The following is a 20,460-nucleotide window of genomic DNA, read 5'->3' on the forward strand; positions in this document are numbered from 1 at the left end:
AGAATAAAAGCGTTTTTACGACTTTAAAACCAAAGGAAGCGACCTAACCTATAATCATAGCCGCCCCCTCCGCTAACCAGGCAAGCCTTCTCACTCGGCAAGTTTACGTAAGCTTTTCGCTAATTGTATCGGGGTAAGCTCACCGGTATTAGCCTAAACGATCAACTCTTCAAGCGCGCATTTAACCCGTATTTTCTTGTAACTCTTCACCAACTCTCGTTAGCATTGGGTACTGATGATTATTTGCTAACATAATCTATGAAGTTCTCTCTTTACCCCAAAAGAAACCAACAGCATAATTACTTATAGTCAATTGAATTTATTTTATAAAACTCATTGTATGGTTATTAATACTTTAAACTTTAAATATTTGGCATTTATAACTACTAAAAAAAACCAATCGAAATATCCTTATATATTCCAAATAAATTTATCATCCTGGTCTTTTATTCTAAGTAATATTGAATTTGTGGATTTATAATCCAATTTCGGATTATCTAAAGTGGCAATTTGATCATCGTAGTGAGGTTGAAATGATGAAAATAAAACCTACAATACACCTCTTAAATAGAGGGTTATTGACACCTTATTTTAAAGCGGAAATATGTAATTAACTTCGATACAACCATTTATTTCCCCTTTGTATAGTGCCAATTTCCGCAACTACGCAAAAGTCAAAGCTGGCAAAAAATGATGCACACAGCATTGGCGATTAACAACGGGTAACGGCCCTGCATGATAATTATTCAGCTTATGCAATTAACGTCATGTAGAAGACATAGATATATAAAGAGTCGCACACAAAACTGTGCCAGAGGTAAAAGAATGAAGAGAATAATACAGCGTACCATTGGGCTACTGTTACTCATGGCAGTCAGCAACAGCACCTTGGCGTTGGTAATCTGTTCCGCAGTAGGTGGCTCCTCACGTATCGATATCGTTCCACTAACCCCCGCAGCGATCTCAGCAGGGGCGGATATTCCTGTCGGGACGGTAATTTATCAAGGGCGTTGGATTAGTGGTACAACCGGCATCAGTGTGATGGATTGTGCATCAACGATTGACCCCGATTCTATCTGGTTCAACGTTGTCTGGAGTGTCGATCAGGCACCTATGCCGCTTTCCAGTTGGTCAGGCAGTCCTTTCGGTGGTGCGGTGTATGAGACCGGTATTCCAGGTATCGGTATTGCCATCTCCCGCAGCAATAATGGTGATGCGGCCAAGGTTGGCCAACCGAACTATCAGTTTCCTAACGATTATCAGTCCCCGATAACGGGTGGACATTATAAGCCTTACTTGGTGAATAGAGTTATCTATGTCTCACTGATTAAAATAGGCAATATTGCGCTAGGAAATCATACCTTGGATGCGTCGAAACTTCCGGTAGCTGGCCTGACAATTGCTAATCCGCTGAATCATCCGGGGACAACTGGATTACCTATCACCGTTACCCGGGTTCAATTTCAGGGGCAGTTGACGGTATCGGCTCAGACCTGTACCACGCCAGATGTGAGTGTCAATCTTGGGAGCTTCGATATACCGCAGTACTTTACTGGCCAGGGCGCGACCACTCCCTGGGTCGATGCTTCAATCTCGATGACCAACTGCCCGGCCTTCTATGGTTTTTATAACGCTGATAACAGTACAGTGATGTTCGATTACACTACCGGCACCGGGCTCGTTGCCAACTCAACCAGTAACAGCATTGGTGTGAGATTAACCCCAACCACCTCGGTGACAGATGCCACCAATGGGGTAATGGCCATTGATTCGACAGTTTCTGGCCCCGCTTCGGGCGTGGGGATCCAGATCGGTTGGGGAGAGAGCGGTCAATCACCAACTCTGTTTAATCTATCAACCGAAAAAAAGCTAACGCTGCCAAAAGATGGGCGTTCGTCGATCCGTATTCCTTTGGCTGCCCGATATATTCAAACCGCTGCTTCTCCTACGCCAGGGAAAGCGGATGGCAAAGTGGTATTTTTGATTAACTACTACTGATAGCCTTGTGGTTTGATATATTTCAAAGATTAATACGTTGGGTTTTTAATAAACCTAATACGATACCAATAAATTGTAAGTCATGTTCTTTGGTTGATACTGGCGGACCTTGAGATAACAAGGTCTCGCTGGGAGGCTTGAATTTACTGGGGGTGAAGAGAGTAGAAAAATATACACATCACAATGTTTATATTGGATGTTTTTTACAAATTCTATATGCCCCAAAATTTTTTGCGCCCCCTGCTTTGCCTATTGATTGATCGGTAAGCACTTCAAAACATGTTTTTTCTGCGTGCCAGCCTGCGTACCTCTGCTTTGCGTGCTTCTGGGCTCCCACCAAAAACAGCAAAAATTACTGCGTGTTCAATTCCACATATTTAAGCCATAGCCTCGCCGCTTACCATACCTCATGCCGGAATCGTTTTTCTTCCCGACTATTTCTCTCTGTATATATAAACAAAAGCACGTTGGTTCAGTGCCGACACACTGTCGCGCATATCGCGGTACTCGCCTCATCCTTTCTATACACCAGGCTTGCGTTGGCGTGTCTGGCATTCGTGGAAACGCGCTGGTGGAGCGAATAAGGCTATTAGCGGCGCGGTGTTGGCCTCTTCCACTTGTATCCGCTCTCGGTGGCGCAGTGCCAGGGCGGTGATACATGTACTACCATCCACAGCACAACGTAAGTGTCGTGAGTTTAGGCAGGATTTACGGAATATTAGCCATACAGTAAAGCGCAAAATTCACCATCACCTAAAAGGAAATACTATGTCTACTGTTAATTCACCTATCGAAGGCACCACCATGATTGCAGGTACCCTGTATGGAGGTGTCGCTTTCTCTCAAAATGGTCAGAATATCGTTGGAAAATCCAGCCCGATAAATATCGTACACTGTGGCGATAACGCAATGGTATACGACGATGTTGTTTCCACTAACGACGACGTTAATTTTCCCAACATGGGCGGAAAAATAGCGACAACGGGCGAAAATTCGTGCATTACAGGCGGCAATGCATCGCTGACCTCAGCACTGGGTTTTGGTTCTTCTATTATGCTTGAATATTTCTTCCCTGACGCCGAAAATTTAACATTAACAGATGCAATTGCCGTTACTGCCAATACAAATGGCACTATTAGAACTGCAGGATATGTTGCTGATTCTGTTTTAATGGCAGCGGGAGATGCAAGCCAGATTATTGACTGTGGTAACAACAACATCCTCTTCTCCTGTGGCACCGATAATAATATTAATTCCGATGGTGGGCGCGGTACGACTATTTTCGCCGCAAAAAATCCACGTTATTTCACCCTCAATGAGCAAGGTGTTGCAGCTATTGCTTGGCATGATGGTATTCGCGCTCGCGTCACCGTCGTTTATGAAGGAGAAAATGGGATCGAAAAAGGTAGGATGTATCGTCTGGATGAGAACGGTAATATCGTTGCCATCTGATTAGGTACTCGGCCATTATCAGAGCAGCCTTATTGGAGCTCTTTGGGGACGTCGAAGCGTACTTCATATACGCCATGTTTATTGGGTTTTGGAGTCGGCACATAATGTACCACCAACCTGTACTAACTGTTACAACGGCCACAGGTTGGGTTATCGATTGGAAACATCACTAAACCAATAACTTACTGAGCCAGAAAACAAAAACCCTCGCCTAGGCGGTGAAGGGAGTAGAACGCCAGCTCTTAAAGCCAGTAAATACGGTGCTTCATGAGTTTACAAAAATGAAACTACACACATTTGTTCTCGCTTGCCGTGATTGCGAGTGATTTTTAGCCATATAGGGAGTGGTGCTGGTGGAGGGCCGTCAGTGACGACAACCCACCGGCCAGAAAAACACTTTTCATTCGACAAGCTCACGTAAGCTTTGCGCTAATTGTATCGGGGTAAGTTCACCCGTAGCGGCCTGGACGGTCAGTTCTTCAAGCGTATTACCCTCATCACGGATTAGCACACCGTTACGCCTTAGAAACGCCATGGTGGTAAAGAATGCCGTTCGCTTGTTGCCATCATTGAAGATACGTCCGCGCGCAATAGCAGCCCAATAGGCAGCAGCCAAGTCAAACACATCATTCACACCTTCGTAGTGAGCAAGATTGTGAACCCGGTGAATAATGGCCTCTGCCCTACCCGCATCTGGCATACCTGCCACACCGGGGTACAGCTGCAAAATTCTGTCATGGAATATGACTATTTCACTGGCGCTAACCCACTTCATCTATCAGTCAAAGCCTCAACGGTACGTCCGTGGCGCTGCATAAGGCTGTCGAACTCGGCATCAAGCTTTGCTTTTTGATATGCCTCAAACTCGGCCTTGCTGATCACTATGGCGGCAGAACCATCACGGCGGGTAATTTCAACCGGCTCCCCGCTGGTGGCAGCGTCAAGAACTGCGGAAATATTGGCGCGAGCCTGTGTTGATGTGTAAACGATCATAATCCCTCCCATTTAATGTACAGTTAAAATGTACACTTCAAATGTACTTAACGCAATTTAGAGAGATAGGCGTAGTGTGATGATGAAACAGCCTCCCACAGTCGCACCAGCAGTTCAGGGTAAAACCTACTTACCGGCCACCACTTCATGTACCGTTAGTTCAATACCCCCAACGGTGAGTAGATTTCAATGCAACTTAGTAGACGTCAGGATAATGAAATTTGATGTAAACGCTTGTGGATAGTGGTTTGAGTAGACTTTAGGATACTTAGGGAGAAGTGTTTTTGGAGCGGGTGAAGGGAATCGAACCCTCGTATGCAGCTTGGGAAGCTGCCGTTCCGACATCTCAACATTGTACTTTTCTTGTAACTGATGCTGTGAGCATACAGGAACAGAATCATGGCGATCAAGGGTAACCAATATTTATATCAAAGCAAAGACGGCGTTTGGATCTTTCAAGTATTCGTCCCTAAATACATGAGAGCAATCTGTGATGGAAAACGAGCATTCAGGAAGAGCACTGGTACACGTGACCTAATGCAGGCCCGTGATTTTCGTGATCACATGATTATTGAGTTCAACAAGATCAAAAACCAGTTAAAACCTGATACCCCAGAAATTCGCGTTCAACGTGGTATAGCCGCCATTCATTCTCTAACTGGTACACAACCAAACAGGATTCAGCTTAACTTCCCTACGCCACTGATCAGTGCCGTGCAACTTGAGCATGCTCCGATTACCTTGGCAACGGTGAGGGACGAATACCTCTCGGAATATCGAGATAAACGAGAACTCACGACACTATCTAAAACTCTTCTGAGTGTTAATTTATTTCTTGAAACGGTTGGTGTACCAGACATTGCACTGAAAGACGTGCTTAGGACACAGGTTTCAGGCTTCATAAGAGAACAGAAGAAAGAAAAATCATCTCAGACAGTCCAAAACTATCTATCAAGCCTCTCGACAGTCTATGAGTACGCGAGGCGCTGCTATGACGGTATCCCGGCTGATTGTCCTTTCAAGGGCTATGCACTGGAGGCTAAATCCACTGTCACCAATTATGAGCCGTTTAGCATTGAAGAGGTAAAGAGACTGCTTAATGCGGCTGACGATGAGTTGAGGGATGTTATTTTGATCGGGCTGTATCAGGGGATGCGTTTAGAAGAAATCGTGTCTCTCAAGTCTGAGAACATTTCTAGAAATGGCACAGAGTTATCTATTCAGATAGTGAAAAGCAAGACAAAGGCAGGAATCCGCACAATTCCGGCGCACTCATTTATTATGGGAATAATTGAGAAGTACCTGAGCCGTGGCAATGAATACCTGTTGCCAAGTGCAAACAATATCACCCGAAGTGACGGTAAAATAGCCCCCTATTTTAGCCAGAAATTTACCCGATTGAGAAACCGTGTATTACCTGCTGCAAGCGATAGACAATGCTTCCACAGTTTACGTGGAATGTTTATCACCTGCTTGGATAGGTACAACATTGATGATAGTCGAATAGCTGCGATTGTTGGTCATACTCAGAAGACAATTGCCAAACAAGTTTACAGCCAAGGCGCTGAGTTTGAGGAATTAAGAAAGATAATAGAATTAGTAAGTTATGAGGGGGTGGTTCATATATGCCCCCCCCTCTCCCCCCTCTCATCACTCGATGAAATCACGGATCGTTGTAGTGCATTGGTGTATGACATTATAGAAATTGAAGATATCACGGCTAAGGAGTTATATTTTGGAAAAGAATAGATCTGTTTCATAGAACGTTAGATATGCCGATTGAATAAGCCGGTCGATTAGTTTAAAAACATGAAGGAGGTAAAATAATGCTATAGCCCTACAGGTTACCCCCTGCGGGGCCTTATTTTACCTGAGCGACATATCATTCCTTTAATAGGGGTGAATTTTATTTCCTGATAGTTCTCACCAACAGCATCCTATTATTCCCTTCAGGTGAAAGCCTCCAATCCTCAGCCTCATTATCTAATAATCCCAAGACTTTAAACTGTATATAAATTGTCTTTACATCATGAAGATCAACATTAGTATCATCATAATTGCTTGGCTTAATCTTAACTATGTACTCTGAAAGCACTTTAGCAATATCTCCATCAGTAGCCCCTCCAATAACAAATGGAGATATTGCAGAAAATAACTTATCCCACCGCAGGCTTATTGATAAATTACCACTACTAATATAACCACGAGAAATATCATATGAATGCGAACTATAATTAACATCGAAATAAGATTCAAAGTCAGCTATATCTTCAGGTGGGGTAAAAGAAGATTTCCCTTCAAGCACCTCTATTTTAGCCAAAAGATCCTCGTTACGCTTTCTTAATTCATTAAGCTCACTTAGTGCCATTTCATTTGTTATTTTATTAGCCCTAACCCATCCTACAGCAGGGTATGTCTTAATAGTTTTAGTCATGCTGAGGGCAACCAATCCAGGTAAGTCTTTTACACTAGCCCATGTTTTACGTAACCGACCGTCAGAAGCTTTCGCTATAAACTTAGTAAGCTTCTCTCGTGACTCTGGATTTAATTCTGACTTATCTACTGACAGCTGACCAGGGTTTTCATGTACCAACACTGTTACTTTCAGCCCTTTAGATACAGCATAGTCGAATTCTTTTTCTGTATAACTTAACCCATCATCAGCGACTGTTCCATAGCGTCCACCAATTATCAAAAGATAATAATCGCAGTCATCAATTATACGCTTGATAAATTCCCACTGTTCTTCGTCAATTGCAGGGAATAGCTCCATCCCTGCAGGAATACAATCCATTTCCATCAACGTCTGGATCACATGTTTTCTCTCATCCTCAAGGTCAGTGAAGGTAGAGCTAACGAATACTTGATATCTTTTATCCACTTAATCCTTGTCCCAATCAGCATGGAGGTAGTCACTATAAAGTGACGTTATCTTAGCAGAAGATTACAACAACGCTGCTAGCGCACACAAAAAATGGAGCCAAAAGACGAACTTTTAATTTCCTCTTTCTGCAATTCGGATGGACTCCATTGTTACTTTGGCAAGCATTTTTTGAAATTCAAATGCATCTACATCACCATCGTTTTGATATTTTTCTTTAGCCTCTTTTAATCCATAATCCGTTTTAACCCGAATACTATCTGCTGTCACCTTTCCGGTCTTTACTGATTTAACAAGGCGTTTGCAAAATACCTCTGCATTATACATAATGCCTTGAAGTTCTTTTAAATCCCTATTATTTTTGAGAAAAACTGGAGCAACATCACTATCAAGAACTACGCGCGCTGCCATTTCTCTGCACTCTGATTTTGCCGAAGTGAAACCAGAGTAAATACTAAAAATCGCAATTATTAAGGTTAACTTTCCACGTACTCCCAGCATATGACATCTCCTTTTTTCTGACTAGTTTACGCCATCTTTAAATATCTCACCATACTTACATCTTACTTAAAATATCCCAACTATTTGGATAGAGCTACTATGTTGGCTGATCCGGGGGGCACTTTTGGAACTGTTCTTCTGTTAAATATCAAGGCACACCCTCACACAGCCACTGTGCAGCCCGTACGGCCCCCATACTGAGTTCAATCTTGAATCAGTTACTTTTATGGGTTCCAGTCGAATAGGTGACACTACGTGAAAACTGTGCGATTGCGTGTCCCTCCCCCTTCGGAGGTGTAATTTTACTGATCTTTAGCCATACTTTTCTTGATCTTATAACTGGTCACATATACAGTAATTACTACATATAGTGCATTTTATTAATTTATAGCACCATATGAGACCATATATCCATAATAGAAATAGGTGTATAGCGATGGTAAATACCAAGAAAACCTCTAAATCAGTAGCCTCTCAGGCTGCGAAAACCCTGCGCGATCCAAACGCTTCTGCAACTCAGAAAAGTTTTGCAGCATCGGCTTTGTCTCAGGCAGCAGCTGGAAAAGAAACCGGCAAGGCAATGGAAGCAAAAGCTTCCGCAGCCCTGAAAAGTGATAAATATAGCGACCTGACCAAAACGTTCGCGGGTTCTGTAGTCTCACAGTCAGATAAAAACCGCTAATTTATTCAAGGGGCCATGGCCCCTTTATTAATTGTTGATATTATTGGTGCTTCCGTACATATTCAAAACTGAATTTCTCAAGCCTTGGCTACCTGTGATTATAGTAATTAGGTAGAGTTAGCGCATCCCGCAGAGACAAACCCCGATTTAATCTGGTTTTTACTGTTTGCAAGCTGATGTTAAACGCTGTGCACAATGCAGATAGGTTAACAAATCTCAAAATCTCCTCATCACTGTTGATACTGAAAAATGGCCTTCCCCGCTCCCCTTCAATAATTAACCTCATGTTTCCTCATTTTAAATTTTTATTGGATAAATATACAAAAAAGGGGCATTTAGCCCCTGAGATTTTAATCACCATCATACTACTGTAGCAAATACAATCGCTTGCGGTAGGTGATTAATTGGCAATGTCGCACTTTCGAAAATAACACTTGGATAGCCGAATTTTTCGTCTTTAACCATGTATTGATGAACCTCACTCAATTCTTTTCCTTGGTAAGCGTGTTTCACACCGACACCTGTATGCAGTGTATAAACACCACTGTCTTGACTAAATCTGGGGATAAATACTGCACCATTCTCACCGATATATTCCTCAATACCGCTATCACCAGTAACGTCTACAAATGTAAAGTTTTTAAACTTCCATATGCTGTAGCCGGGAAGCAATTCGGTGTACTGAGTATAAAAATTATCTGGGCTATTGAAACCCATGAACATCATCGCCTGAGTGATGCTCACATGGTATTTGAGTGCACTCGCCATCGTGCCGGAACATAACACTGTCACGCCTTGGAGATTTCCTGCTTGTTCGCTGATAACACTACGAATTTTGCGCCAAACTGCATCCAACTGTTCAGGTACGTTTGCGGTTTCTGAGGTATCGATAGTGACCAGAGTTTTCGCTTGACCAAATTCAGTATAAAAATTCAAATCACCTTGTTCTGCATACTGAGATTTGGCAACACCTCCCAAAATTGCATCACGCAACATTTGTTCTTTAGTTCGACGGTACGCCTGTCCCTGTTCAACTCCAAATTCAGCGATGCAAAAGTCAATTGTTTGTGCAGCATCATTATCATTTTTGCCTAGATATTTTTCAACGTCTCGGCTTGTTACGCTGTCAATCGCACTATGATAAATCATCTGATATAAGTAACTCGAACCAAACTGTCGCTCAGTGGTATTAAAATCGCTGTGCACCTCGGCTTTGTTCTCTTTTAGCATCTGGCTTGATTTAGCAACCATTCTATCAATCGAGATTCTATTTCTCGGGTGTGTTTCAACTTTGAATAAATCTAAACTTGATAAAATTAAATTTTCAGTATCTGTTACATTGTACACGGATGATAGATCATAAATATAACCTGTGTTTGGGTTTAAAACTGTCATCGAACCTCTTTATTAATTATTGTTATCGGGATTAACTTGCAAAAATACCACAGTCGTGGATACCAAAACCTTGAGCCTGTAACATAGGTAATAACACCGTTAATGCGGCTTTTTCATTTGCTAGTAGTGCTTGTGTTTTTAGTTCAACACCAAATGGATAGGCGCAGGAAATAGTTTCTTGCCCTATACGTGTTTTTTCCAATAGCACAAATAAATTTTGTGATATGGTAGATGCTGTTGCTAGACTGCCAGTTGAACTATCAATCAGAGAGCCTGCCCGAAATACCTCCTTTGTAGCTGTGTGTAGTTTTACAATTTTATCCTGGAGCAGTGGATCGGTTGCGTATGTGATAACATCAGCAACGCAGTAGTCGAGGTTGTGATCATAATATAGTGTCATTTCTTTTTCCTTTTATTCATTTTGTTTTTAATAAAACTATCTAACTTGTTTTGTTTATCTTGAGTATTATCTCTATTTTTTTCTTTGAATGCTTTTAATACATTATCATCAACATGAACATCTGTTTCAGACTCTATTGCTTTTAGATAAATTTTATTTGCCACTTCAACATCATCTACCAGCAATGTCACCCTGATTCTATCATCATTATTTTTATTTAATCTAATTGTATTAATCATTTCATTCTCCCTTAATTAGCTTACCTATAAAATACCCAATATCCATGAGATCGCCTATAACAGCATCGTCAAAACATGTCGGTGTAATGTTTTTAGCATGGGTTTCATACGCTGAATATAACGCTACCAACTCACTCACGGTGAAATCATAAACAAAAATAAAATCCTGTAAGTGTTTATGATTGCAACTTTTGGCATTGCTGATTTTCAAGATAATTTCTTGCAGACTGCGAACATACATAATAGAGAAATTATAAATTTCTCTGTTCCAACGTGATTGAATGAAGTCAATTTCACGTTTTGTTTTATTAATTAACAATTCTTTTAGTTTCATTTTATAAAATCCTTCTCCATTTGCCTAACCTCCGCAATATCGAAATTAGCCGGAAACACAGATACTATGGCATAATGATTTCCTAAAACTTGTCTATATGCTGTTATAGCGTTCAAAAGTTCCATTACTCCCTGCTCAAATTCTTCATTGATACTATTATTTTTACTGTATTTCTGAAACAACCATTCAATATCCTGCACTACATTATCAAGCCCCTTCTCTATAAGACCTTTATTTTTAATTTTCTTCCTAGCTAAAATAGAAAATACATCTTTTAGATACTGAAGGTAATTATTGATTTCTATTTCACTCATCGCCATCTCCCATACTAAAATAGGCAATCAAATCTAGGCTATAATTTTCGTTATCCAGTTTGTTATACTCTACCCATTCCTGATATTCGTAATTAGAGATAAAACCAAACGCCTGCCAGCGTAGGGGCTCTTTAGAGTATGTATATCCCAGAAATCGTGGCCTAGGCTTAAATATCACGTTTGGCATGGAGCTGATTATTTCTTTTTCATAATTAGTCAACGCGGGACTGAGTTTATAACGGGGTTTTATAACAGCGGCAGGCTCCGCTTTAATACTAGCAGCGCCATTTTTTCTGCGAACCTTTACATTGTAATAATAATTTTCATTAATTACTTTCTTCTTTGCATTTCTCGCCAATACACCTCCAAAAAAATTATTCTCTCTGCGCCTTATAGCGCGTTTTAAACCCTAAAAACAAGAAATATGAACTCGACCACAGGCTAGTTATTTTTGAACATTAAAATGGCTTAGAATGGTGCACATTCAGGAAAATTAGGGGGTTTTTCGTGTTTTGTGTAAGAGTCTGAAATATTCAGCAGCCAAAAAGGTCTGAGTTGTGTTTTTTAATAAATGATTCCCTGACTGCCAGTTTAAAATATTCTTCATTTTGTGGATTATCGTAATCTGGGCTATATGTCATAGTTAAATAAATCACTGGCTCGCCGCTCAATACGTCTACATACTGCTTTTCAGCCTCTATAAGTTTCTGAACATGCTCGAACATTTTTTTCGTTCTACAAATTATTGTTTTACATCTAATACTCCCTCCAATATGTACCTGACATTTCAACCATCATCCAAAATATTGCTATCTGATTTATCATTAATAAAAATTCGTTCATGTTAGTTACCTATTGCTAAAATGGAGGTTGCTCGAGATAGCATTTTATCCCTGCATCACGACGTAGTTTATCAATGTCCTCAGATGTCATTTTGATATTCCCAACGGCCAGGTTGTTAATAATCTCATCCACCGTCATTCCTGATCCCTCAAGCGTCGAATCTGATCGAATCACTTTTTTGACCTGCACATATGAAATTATCCTAACACCAATATTTTGTTTTTTTTCAACTATACCGTAGGCTAATTCTGCTGTTTCAGGGTTTGGTACATCATCAAGATTTGACGGAGCAGCGTCATTTTGTGTTTTAAATCTATCAGCACAATCCAATTGATAAAATTCTGACACATCTGAAAATGATATAACAGAGTATGAATTAGATTTATTGCCCGACGCTGTTCGAATCGTCGTCACCTCGATCAGACCAAGTGAAGCCCATTTTTTTATGCTTTTTTTCAGTTTACTGAGGCTCACTCCAGCCGCAGCCGCAATGTCCTTCTGATCCTCATAATAGACCAACCCAGAGTTTTTATAGCCATAATATGAATCGCGCATCGTCATATAAACGAGTTTATCGTACGGATCAATATTCATTTTTAGGTTATCTGAAATACGTGTAATGCTGGGGGTTGAAATTAATAATTTCTCTATTGATGCATATTTATGTTTGTTACTGTCAATGTAACCAATTTTACTCTTTTCGTTCTCGTTCATAGCTTCCTCTATATTTAGGATTATTTAAATTTTCTTCTATCATTTTTACAATCAGTGCAGCAGGAGAAATGTTATTCCCAGAAATCTCTTTCAACTTTTCATATATTTCTGGTTTCAATCTTAGGTTTAACATTATTCATCTCTATTCAATTGTGGATAATCAAACTGTTGAGCAAGAATGCTCACGGCAATTTCTATTTGGTTAGAATTTTCTTCAGTTAGGTGGGGGTAACTCAAACATTCCTGTAGATCGAAATAGGTATATAATCCATTCAACACACCATTGATATAAAAGTTATGATCTAGTTCCCTCAAATATCCTCCATTATTGAAAGCTTACGTCTCAGTCTCTCCACGCGATAGAGTTTAAGCCCCTCTCTAATAATATCTTTATACTCTTCTTTATTTTTACATGATGGTGTACATTTTGTGACAGCATTGGAACAAGTGATTTTCCCGGATAGTAGTGCATCGCAAACCTCTTGTGGTGTCTCAAACATAGCAGTTTTTTTAAATTTCAATTACCCTCCATTTCCACAGCAGAAAACCCAGAGCAGTTATAAACCTGCTCTGGCGATATACTTAAATTTATTTAAACTCTATCTTTATAATACCATTTTATTATGTTTGTGTCAATAGAAATATAGCTTACCTATCATCTAGATCCTATTTCTAGTGTACATTGACGTTGTAAATCAGGTAAGGATGGAGTTGTGGCAGAACGTGATACTGAATATCCTATAGAAACGCTTAGAGGCGATTATGGGGGCTTTTAATAGGAAAGGCATAGTGCAAGGTGGATTGCAGAATTAAATTTAGTATAGGGACTTACAGGAGCCATTCATACCCCTCCTTTTATGAAGCTGTCATAAAGGCTGGCAGTTACAAGTACACGCATAATTTGCGTATACGTATGCGCAAGATTTGCGTACAAGATACTAGATAATAATATACTTGATATTTACTCTTTAACATACAATTTATTATAATATACTTCTTAATATATATTTATTAATACTACACTTTATTATAATAAGAATTATATAGTATGATCTTTAAAAGAGATCTATGACATGTACAATAGGAGAGCTAATGGATTATAGTAACTATTTGTCACTCTCCTATGATCTATTGTGCATAGGTTTTATATCAAAATAAATTTGCACAATAAAGTAAGAACTGCAAACACGAATACAATAAATTGATTATTATTGATTTATCAATTAATCAATGATTGGTAAATTAGTGTTATAGGGTTTGCATGGTTAATGAGTTTACGAGTTAACCATAGGCAAGAACTATTACAGTTCTATTGCACAGTATCAGGTTGATGGAGTGTAGCGTAATCAATTTGATAATGGCAATAAAATATCATCAGCGTGACCAGTTCACAGAGAAGAGAACATACGCTGATAAATAGCTATTCAAAGATCATAGTATAATATATTAATCAATTATAATGATTATATTAAAATAAGTTTAAATAATTAATAGGTTTGTATAATTAGTTGGTTTATATAATGACTCTATCAGGACTATGGCCTAAGTTATATTAGAACCTTGGCCTAAGTTTTAATGAGACTATGATTACTACTTTTACCCATACTCCTCCCGCTAGTAAAAATTATTTAGCTGATGCGAAATATAAGCATAAACCATAATCCTCAGATAAGCTCCCTATTGCTCTGAAGTTATCTGATTTACAAATCACATCAATAATATCCCCATCATTCATTTTTGATATGTTTTTTTTCGCATTCTTTGCTTTTTCATCCCAGTATTCCAACCCTGGATAGTTAAACTCAAATGGCACGATAACCCGACTAAATACATAAGGGTTTTTATCACCATTGTAAATCTCCAGAATAGCTGCATTCTCTCCTGAGATAGCAGACACTCGTTTTATCTGTATTGTTACCATTCCATAAGGAGAACCAATTAACTCCTTTGCTGCGAACTCATTTTTAGATGCAACTTTATGAACCTCAGACGCTGTCTTTATTTTATATCTATTAACCATATCATCCAGGACACTTGCATTAACGTTCCTCTTTAACTTAAGACAAGCATCATATGCTGATACATCTACTAACAAATCACCCGTTAAGTTTGATTGAATTAAGGCACAATATGAATTGAGTTGTTCATCTGTAATTTCATTTGAAAATGCAGGGCAAGGCGAAATAAAGAGAAGTAATAAGGAAAAAATCAACAGTTTTGTATATACACTCGTTAATTTCGTCATTGCATCTCTCCTATCAGTTAGTTCATAATCACAATTATCCATGAAATATTTATTTTGGCAATAACCTGAATTTTATATAAAAGATGTGAACCACCTACATTTAGATGGCAAGAATATAATAATATAACTTATTATTTTTTACTGAATTATAACTGCTGAACACTATCTATTCCCTAACCCCTCAAGTTATTGTTAAATTTCACTTACAAATTGAATGATAATCCCTCTCAATTTAAATGCAAATAAGATTTAATCTCATAAGGCCGGATCGGCATGATCTTGGTATCTGACAATAGTATGAATTGTAAGTTAGAAAGCATGAACAGGCCTCGAAGCCTTGATACACAAAGGATCGGAGTATTATTGGTGCAACAGATTTTAAGCGCAGAGTATGAAAAACACATTTATGCACTGTTTATTCATGATTTATGCAATTTTAAAAGGAATTTTTTTGGATGATATTTTGAAAAAACAGGAATAATTCTCATTTGCCGGATACCCCCCCACTTAATGGATTTATCGATTAACTAATTGATTTAATTCATATTTAAAAACCAGAACGAACACCAACCACCAAGTTTCCAAACTACCGAAAATACGGGGAAAATAGCCATTTAATCCTTTTAAATACCCTCTAAATAACCCTTAAACACCCACTAAAAAATCACTATGTCAGTTAGAAATTCATTTACAATGATCAAGTTACGATCAATAATTCCTTTAATTTATAAATTGTCAGTTAGATTCCGTATAAAATTAAAATGGGGGGATTTGTGAAGGTACAACCAATCAAAACTCGGGAAGAGATCCAGCAGTTGCGTAACCTGCTGGTTGAGATGAACAACAGCACTCTGTACAGGGATGTTTTTACATTCTTGATTTATACCGGGTTCCGTATCAGTGATGCATTGGCTGTTCGGTACGAGGATGTTCAAGGCGAAGAGCTGGAAATATTGGAAAAGAAAACGGGTAAGTATCGGCTTATCCGCCTACATGGTGAAGTCATAAAAATGACCGCAGAGCGGAGGGAGAAACACCCTCACCACAACTACCTATTCCAAGTCGAGACAAACAGGGCAAAAGGCAGACCAGTTAGCCGCCAGTCTGTCAGCAAGGCGTTTCGTGAGGCTGGTGAGCGACTGGGATTGAAAGTAGGTACACATAGCGGACGTAAATCCCTTGGTTATCACGTCTACCAGCAAAACAGGGATATCGGTTTGGTAATGAAAATGTTGAACCACAGCAACGCCGCCGTTACACAAGCCTATATTGGGATCACTGATCAGGATGTCGAGAGAGCAATGATGGATGTGAAGTTTTAACACTGCACAACTTATTGTTTTTTTTCCTAATATTGCCTTTAATACTCAGTTCAGAGATAGTACGATAACTTTTATTGAACAGAAAATGATAGTAGGTTTCTATGGAATGGATGATGCTACCTTTTAACAAACATTCTGATGATGGTTTTGGCGTAATGGCTGAGTCCTTTAAAGAAAGTGCTGAAGTTTTACTAAAGCATCCAGAAGACAATTTTTTTGGAGTTGAGTTATCTGCTTGCTATCTTTTAAGACATGCTTGTGAACTATATTTAAAATCACTATTAATAGTTACTCATCGATATCTATTAAATCAAGATAAAAAATCCGCACCTAAAATAAAAATTAAAGATAAAATAAAGCCACTAACAACGGTTCATAATTTGAAAGCACTTTATTATGAACTATCGATGATGTTAAATCATAACTCTGATAAACTAGAAAAAACATGTAGAACGAACTGGCTCCCTCTTCCCCCTGAACTTACCGAGGCAATCAGCACAATAGATGCATTAGATGAGGGCAGTTTTTTCTTTAGATATCCAGATACAAAGGGTACTAACAAAGATGAATTAAAATCAAAGTATAGAAAAGTTCATCCTGAAGAGCTTATGAGTTGGGATACAGAAAAAAGAGGATACCTTAAAGCTCTAGTACTGGTAGATGATAATGATAACATCACTGAGTCGTTTAACTATCAGAATGAAATTTTTACAGATGAGTTAAATACCTTGAAAGTAGCTTGTGATTGGCTTGAATGTTTTCACGTAGGTTTAAGACAGGAGTTAGCAGGAGGTAGATAATAATAAACCGCTTTGATACTGTTAATTGTTAGACACCCTCTGATTAAGTTCGGTGAGCGTTTAAACGCTCACCTATAATAGGCTGGCAGTTACACAGGATTATGGACTAGCTCGTTGTTTACCATCCGACTAACTTCACCAGATAACGCTTCCATTTTTAAGAATATTCTTGGGCCTCCCTATTATTTCAATATCGAACAACCCGTAAGAATATGCTTTTTTAATCTTTACAAGAAATGTGTACTCTAAGCCTAAAAGGCTATCAGCTTTGTAACTAGGAAGCGCGACATTAATACCTCCGTAGCTGGCAACACTATGATATAGAATACCATCAAGTGTTTTTTGTTTCTCGAAAATTAGTTTAGCTAGTATTCTAGAGTGAATGTATTCATTTTCATATGCACGAGGGTTAGTTATTATTTCATCAAAAAACATATCAGGATACAGATAAGCCATAGCTTTTTTTCTATCTTCTTTTTCCATTTTTGTCACAAGATTAGATACAATCTCAACAAGCTCCCCTGTCAAGAAGCTACCGCTTCCTCTTGAAGCTTTATATTTTTCTCCGATTATACCAACGCGTACTGGTTTATCCTTTGGTCTGAACGCACTAATCTGAACTATATCACCTTCTTTGGCTCCAATTTCAGCCAATGCTACATCTACCGTAAGACTTAAATATAGAACTGGGTTGCCTTTTTCATTGACTCGTCCAACTCTAGTTAAATGCCGTGGGGGATAGTAGATTTCTGATGTGCTGCTAAACCCTCGCCCCTCCTCTGTAACTCTCGCTCTAAGAAATGATCTTTCGTAATTAAAGACGAAATTAACTATGTCGTAAAATCTAAGCGCATAGCTTAAGCCATCATGAACAAAGCTGTCAGAACGGCTAGCTTTTATTTTCATAGCTAAATTATGCATATAGTCCAAATCAAGAACTAACTTTGTCTCTGCCACGTCCACTCCATTAGATTTTTGGGTATTAGAGATCCTAGGTTTCATACTTTGAGACATTACATGCATAAGAATGAGTAAGTCACAAGACGCATCCGTCGAGCATAGATAATTATCCTATATTACAGCCGCAACCGGCTAACATCCCGCAAAATAGTTATAACACTTAGTAGGTAATAATCGGCAATAGCAGCCATAAAGCCCCGGTTAGTGATAACTAAGCAGCGGAGCATAGCGACAGCATCAGATTTTCAACGTACATCATCGTTATCAGGTCGCCCGTGCATCCTAATGGAACCGTGGGCCAGCCGGAGATAGAGCCGGGTCTTTCGCTACCGGTGCGTATCACTTTAGCCTGTTTATCCCTGTGAAGGGGCATCGGGGCTGAATGCTGCGATGTACTATGCTTTGGGAGTGTTTAGAGCCGATGGCACGGCATGCTGTTCTTGTTAAGCTATCGCGGTAAGAAGCTGGAACGACCGCCAACGGTTTGATATGCTCCCAGAACCACACACCAAACAGTGACAGTTACAGGTGTAGTTCAATGGGGCTGAAAGCATTGTAGGTGATGAATCACCTTTGCTGGAAGCGCTTATAAATCAGCATGTTGATTTATAAGGAGAATTTGGAGCGGGTGAAGGGAATCGAACCCTCGTATGCAGCTTGGGAAGCTGCCGTTCTACCATTGAACTACACCCGCTTTGGTGTGCGACTGGCATTATAACCGGTTATGCGCGCCGGGCAAGCGGAGAAAGCATTTAACTGCTGATGTTTTAAGCAGTTAGCAACAACACCGCCCTTTCGCCCACTTCGGGAACAAAAAAACCGGCACAGTTGCCTGCACCGGTTGATAGATTCACGTAATGTTACTTGGTCGGGCGCATGGCCGGGAACAGGATCACGTCACGGATGGTGTGGCTGTTGGTTAACAGCATCACCATACGATCGATACCGATGCCCAGGCCTGCGGTTGGTGGCAGGCCATGCTCAAGCGCGGTCACGTAGTCTTCGTCATAGAACATCGCTTCGTCGTCGCCTGCGTCTTTCGCGGCTACCTGGTCAGCAAAACGCTGTGCCTGGTCTTCTGCGTCATTCAGCTCAGAGAAACCGTTACCGATTTCACGGCCGCCAATAAAGAACTCAAAGCGGTCGGTGATTTCCGGGTTCTCGTCGTTGCGGCGCGCCAGCGGGGAAACTTCCGCCGGGTATTCGGTAATAAAGGTTGGCTGGATCAGGTGGCTTTCCGCTGTCTCTTCGAAGATCTCGGTAACCACGCGGCCAAGGCCCCAGCTCTTCTCAACCTTGATACCAATGGCTTCGGCAATCGCTACCGCTTTAGCCATATCGTTCAGGTCGTTCAGATCGGTTTCAGGGCGATACTTTTTGATCGCCTCTTTCATGGTCAGCTTTTCAAACGGTTTGCCGAAGTCGAACACTTCATCGCCGTACTGCACTTGGGTATTCCCCAGCACATCCTGCGCCAACGTGCGGAACAGCGACTCGGTCAGTTCGATCAGGTCTTTGTAATCCGCATACGCCATATAGAGTTCCATCATGGTGAACTCTGGGTTATGGCGCGGAGAAACGCCTTCGTTACGGAAGTTACGGTTGATTTCGAACACGCGCTCAAAGCCCCCCACCACCAGGCGCTTCAGATACAGCTCTGGCGCGATACGCAGGTACATATCGATGTCCAGCGCATTATGGTGAGTGACAAACGGGCGAGCAGACGCACCGCCAGGGATCACCTGCATCATTGGGGTTTCGACTTCCATAAAGCCGCGGCCCACCATGAAGTTACGGATCCCCGCCATCACCTGAGAACGGATCTTGAAGGTGTTGCGGGATTCGTCGTTGGCGATCAGATCCAGATAGCGCTGGCGATAACGGGTTTCCTGATCCGCCAAGCCGTGGAACTTGTCCGGCAACGGGCGCAGCGCTTTGGTCAGCAGACGCAGTTCGGTACAGTGAACGGACAGCTCGCCGGTCTTGGTTTTGAACAGCTTACCGCGTGCGCCGAGGATATCGCCCAGGTCCCATTTCTTGAACTGCTCGTTGTAGATACCTTCGGCCAGATCGTCGCGTGCCACGTAAAGCTGAATGCGGCCACCCACGTCCTGCAAGGTGACGAACGAGGCTTTACCCATGATACGGCGGGTCATCATGCGGCCAGCCACGGTCACTTCAATGCCCAGTGCTTCCAGCTCTTCGTTGTCTTTGCTGCCGTATTCTGCGTGCAATTTGTCGGATGTGGTATCACGACGGAAATCATTCGGGAACGCAATGCCGTTCTCGCGCAGCGCGACCAGTTTTTCACGGCGTGACTGCAGCTCGTTGTTGAGATCCAACGCCTGCTCGGCGCCTTGTGCTTGTTGCTCAGACATTTCTGTTCC

At 40.7% G+C, this 20,460-nt stretch carries 22 protein-coding genes and 1 tRNA gene; 6 read left to right on the forward strand and 17 right to left on the reverse strand.

Features of this window, described 5'->3' with window-relative positions; genetic code table 11:
• Positions 1 to 825 precede the first annotated feature (825 nt).
• Positions 826 to 1,998, forward strand: coding sequence for a fimbrial protein (locus ACX1CU_RS18750; RefSeq protein WP_459399745.1), 1,173 nt, complete (start codon positions 826 to 828; stop codon positions 1,996 to 1,998).
• A gap of 768 nt (positions 1,999 to 2,766) precedes the next feature.
• Positions 2,767 to 3,450: a YdhT family protein gene (locus ACX1CU_RS18755; RefSeq protein ID WP_459399746.1), complete on the forward strand. Its 684-nt coding sequence runs from the start codon at positions 2,767 to 2,769 to the stop codon at positions 3,448 to 3,450.
• Between the two features lie 400 nt (positions 3,451 to 3,850).
• On the opposite strand, the gene ACX1CU_RS18760 is transcribed toward ACX1CU_RS18755, so the two are convergent.
• A complete protein-coding gene (locus ACX1CU_RS18760; protein WP_459399747.1) occupies positions 3,851 to 4,225 on the reverse strand; it encodes a type II toxin-antitoxin system death-on-curing family toxin in 375 nt (124 codons plus the stop codon).
• Positions 4,222 to 4,443 (reverse strand): type II toxin-antitoxin system Phd/YefM family antitoxin, encoded by a 222-nt coding sequence (locus tag ACX1CU_RS18765; RefSeq protein ID WP_380677638.1) that lies wholly within the window; start codon positions 4,441 to 4,443, stop codon positions 4,222 to 4,224. The genes ACX1CU_RS18760 and ACX1CU_RS18765 overlap by 4 nt, the downstream gene beginning before the upstream one ends.
• Positions 4,444 to 4,842: 399 nt before the next feature.
• Between ACX1CU_RS18765 and ACX1CU_RS18770 the strand changes: the two genes are divergently transcribed.
• Positions 4,843 to 6,192, forward strand: coding sequence for a tyrosine-type recombinase/integrase (locus ACX1CU_RS18770; RefSeq protein ID WP_459399748.1), 1,350 nt, complete (start codon positions 4,843 to 4,845; stop codon positions 6,190 to 6,192).
• 157 nt (positions 6,193 to 6,349) lie between these two features.
• Here the strand turns inward: ACX1CU_RS18770 and ACX1CU_RS18775 are convergent, their stop codons facing one another.
• Positions 6,350 to 7,324, reverse strand: coding sequence for a DUF4062 domain-containing protein (locus ACX1CU_RS18775; protein ID WP_459399749.1), 975 nt, complete (start codon positions 7,322 to 7,324; stop codon positions 6,350 to 6,352).
• A gap of 114 nt (positions 7,325 to 7,438) precedes the next feature.
• Positions 7,439 to 7,825, reverse strand: coding sequence for a hypothetical protein (locus ACX1CU_RS18780; protein WP_459399750.1), 387 nt, complete (start codon positions 7,823 to 7,825; stop codon positions 7,439 to 7,441).
• Positions 7,826 to 8,261: 436 nt separating this feature from the next.
• Here ACX1CU_RS18780 and ACX1CU_RS18785 point away from each other — a divergent pair, with 436 nt between their 5' ends.
• A complete protein-coding gene (locus ACX1CU_RS18785) occupies positions 8,262 to 8,507 on the forward strand; it encodes a hypothetical protein (protein ID WP_459399751.1) in 246 nt (81 codons plus the stop codon).
• Positions 8,508 to 8,867: 360 nt separating this feature from the next.
• Here ACX1CU_RS18785 and ACX1CU_RS18790 read toward each other — a convergent pair whose 3' ends face one another.
• The 10 genes from ACX1CU_RS18790 to ACX1CU_RS18835 form a co-directional block, all read right to left on the reverse strand.
• Positions 8,868 to 9,902, reverse strand: coding sequence for a major capsid protein (locus ACX1CU_RS18790; RefSeq protein WP_459399752.1), 1,035 nt, complete (start codon positions 9,900 to 9,902; stop codon positions 8,868 to 8,870).
• Between the two features lie 31 nt (positions 9,903 to 9,933).
• On the reverse strand, positions 9,934 to 10,302 hold the full coding sequence (locus tag ACX1CU_RS18795) for a hypothetical protein (protein ID WP_459399753.1): 369 nt from the start codon (positions 10,300 to 10,302) through the stop codon (positions 9,934 to 9,936).
• Positions 10,299 to 10,541, reverse strand: a complete 243-nt coding sequence (locus ACX1CU_RS18800; RefSeq protein WP_459399754.1) for a hypothetical protein — start codon at positions 10,539 to 10,541, stop codon at positions 10,299 to 10,301. The genes ACX1CU_RS18795 and ACX1CU_RS18800 overlap by 4 nt, the downstream gene beginning before the upstream one ends.
• 1 nt (position 10,542) lies before the next feature.
• Positions 10,543 to 10,875, reverse strand: a complete 333-nt coding sequence (locus ACX1CU_RS18805) for a hypothetical protein (RefSeq protein ID WP_459399755.1) — start codon at positions 10,873 to 10,875, stop codon at positions 10,543 to 10,545.
• The gene (locus ACX1CU_RS18810; RefSeq protein ID WP_459399756.1) at positions 10,872 to 11,189 is read right to left on the reverse strand and encodes a hypothetical protein; all 318 of its coding nucleotides are present in this window, start codon (positions 11,187 to 11,189) and stop codon (positions 10,872 to 10,874) included. Before ACX1CU_RS18810 ends, ACX1CU_RS18805 begins: the two co-directional genes overlap by 4 nt.
• A complete protein-coding gene (locus ACX1CU_RS18815) occupies positions 11,182 to 11,547 on the reverse strand; it encodes a hypothetical protein (protein WP_459399757.1) in 366 nt (121 codons plus the stop codon). Before ACX1CU_RS18815 ends, ACX1CU_RS18810 begins: the two co-directional genes overlap by 8 nt.
• 500 nt (positions 11,548 to 12,047) lie before the next feature.
• Positions 12,048 to 12,746 carry a DUF6945 domain-containing protein gene (locus tag ACX1CU_RS18820; RefSeq protein ID WP_459399758.1) on the reverse strand — a complete coding sequence of 233 codons (699 nt, stop codon included), beginning with the start codon at positions 12,744 to 12,746 and terminating at the stop codon, positions 12,048 to 12,050.
• Positions 12,724 to 12,879, reverse strand: coding sequence for a hypothetical protein (locus tag ACX1CU_RS18825; protein WP_459399759.1), 156 nt, complete (start codon positions 12,877 to 12,879; stop codon positions 12,724 to 12,726). Before ACX1CU_RS18825 ends, ACX1CU_RS18820 begins: the two co-directional genes overlap by 23 nt.
• A 178-nt stretch (positions 12,880 to 13,057) precedes the next feature.
• On the reverse strand, positions 13,058 to 13,267 hold the full coding sequence (locus ACX1CU_RS18830; protein ID WP_459399760.1) for a hypothetical protein: 210 nt from the start codon (positions 13,265 to 13,267) through the stop codon (positions 13,058 to 13,060).
• 1,103 nt (positions 13,268 to 14,370) lie between these two features.
• Positions 14,371 to 14,991, reverse strand: coding sequence for a hypothetical protein (locus ACX1CU_RS18835; protein ID WP_459399761.1), 621 nt, complete (start codon positions 14,989 to 14,991; stop codon positions 14,371 to 14,373).
• A 773-nt stretch (positions 14,992 to 15,764) separates the two neighbouring features.
• Here ACX1CU_RS18835 and ACX1CU_RS18840 point away from each other — a divergent pair.
• Both ACX1CU_RS18840 and ACX1CU_RS18845 read left to right on the forward strand, forming a co-directional pair.
• The gene (locus ACX1CU_RS18840) at positions 15,765 to 16,313 is read left to right on the forward strand and encodes a tyrosine-type recombinase/integrase (protein ID WP_459399762.1); all 549 of its coding nucleotides are present in this window, start codon (positions 15,765 to 15,767) and stop codon (positions 16,311 to 16,313) included.
• A gap of 101 nt (positions 16,314 to 16,414) precedes the next feature.
• Positions 16,415 to 17,113 (forward strand): HEPN domain-containing protein, encoded by a 699-nt coding sequence (locus ACX1CU_RS18845; protein WP_459399763.1) that lies wholly within the window; start codon positions 16,415 to 16,417, stop codon positions 17,111 to 17,113.
• A gap of 135 nt (positions 17,114 to 17,248) precedes the next feature.
• Here ACX1CU_RS18845 and ACX1CU_RS18850 read toward each other — a convergent pair whose 3' ends face one another.
• The 3 genes from ACX1CU_RS18850 to lysS form a co-directional block, all read right to left on the reverse strand.
• On the reverse strand, positions 17,249 to 18,070 hold the full coding sequence (locus ACX1CU_RS18850) for an RES domain-containing protein (protein WP_459399764.1): 822 nt from the start codon (positions 18,068 to 18,070) through the stop codon (positions 17,249 to 17,251).
• A 623-nt stretch (positions 18,071 to 18,693) separates the two neighbouring features.
• Positions 18,694 to 18,767 (reverse strand) — tRNA-Gly (locus ACX1CU_RS18855).
• 166 nt (positions 18,768 to 18,933) lie between these two features.
• Positions 18,934 to 20,451, reverse strand: a complete 1,518-nt coding sequence (gene lysS, locus ACX1CU_RS18860; RefSeq protein WP_459399765.1) for a lysine--tRNA ligase — start codon at positions 20,449 to 20,451, stop codon at positions 18,934 to 18,936.
• Positions 20,452 to 20,460 lie beyond the last annotated feature (9 nt).

It is taken from the genome of Serratia sp. D1N4, assembly GCF_054552755.1.

Coding starts and splice junctions, on each gene's coding strand:
- ACX1CU_RS18825 (WP_459399759.1), bottom strand. CDS start 12,879: ATGTTAAACCTAAGATTGAAACCAGAAATATATGAAAAGTTGAAAGAG.
- ACX1CU_RS18780 (WP_459399750.1), bottom strand. CDS start 7,825: ATGCTGGGAGTACGTGGAAAGTTAACCTTAATAATTGCGATTTTTAGT.
- ACX1CU_RS18835 (WP_459399761.1), bottom strand. CDS start 14,991: ATGACGAAATTAACGAGTGTATATACAAAACTGTTGATTTTTTCCTTA.
- ACX1CU_RS18800 (WP_459399754.1), bottom strand. CDS start 10,541: ATGATTAATACAATTAGATTAAATAAAAATAATGATGATAGAATCAGG.
- ACX1CU_RS18820 (WP_459399758.1), bottom strand. CDS start 12,746: ATGAACGAGAACGAAAAGAGTAAAATTGGTTACATTGACAGTAACAAA.
- ACX1CU_RS18770 (WP_459399748.1), top strand. CDS start 4,843: ATGGCGATCAAGGGTAACCAATATTTATATCAAAGCAAAGACGGCGTT.
- ACX1CU_RS18750 (WP_459399745.1), top strand. CDS start 826: ATGAAGAGAATAATACAGCGTACCATTGGGCTACTGTTACTCATGGCA.
- ACX1CU_RS18810 (WP_459399756.1), bottom strand. CDS start 11,189: ATGAGTGAAATAGAAATCAATAATTACCTTCAGTATCTAAAAGATGTA.
- ACX1CU_RS18845 (WP_459399763.1), top strand. CDS start 16,415: ATGGAATGGATGATGCTACCTTTTAACAAACATTCTGATGATGGTTTT.
- lysS (WP_459399765.1), bottom strand. CDS start 20,451: ATGTCTGAGCAACAAGCACAAGGCGCCGAGCAGGCGTTGGATCTCAAC.
- ACX1CU_RS18795 (WP_459399753.1), bottom strand. CDS start 10,302: ATGACACTATATTATGATCACAACCTCGACTACTGCGTTGCTGATGTT.
- ACX1CU_RS18785 (WP_459399751.1), top strand. CDS start 8,262: ATGGTAAATACCAAGAAAACCTCTAAATCAGTAGCCTCTCAGGCTGCG.
- ACX1CU_RS18755 (WP_459399746.1), top strand. CDS start 2,767: ATGTCTACTGTTAATTCACCTATCGAAGGCACCACCATGATTGCAGGT.
- ACX1CU_RS18765 (WP_380677638.1), bottom strand. CDS start 4,443: ATGATCGTTTACACATCAACACAGGCTCGCGCCAATATTTCCGCAGTT.
- ACX1CU_RS18760 (WP_459399747.1), bottom strand. CDS start 4,225: ATGAAGTGGGTTAGCGCCAGTGAAATAGTCATATTCCATGACAGAATT.
- ACX1CU_RS18790 (WP_459399752.1), bottom strand. CDS start 9,902: ATGACAGTTTTAAACCCAAACACAGGTTATATTTATGATCTATCATCC.
- ACX1CU_RS18805 (WP_459399755.1), bottom strand. CDS start 10,875: ATGAAACTAAAAGAATTGTTAATTAATAAAACAAAACGTGAAATTGAC.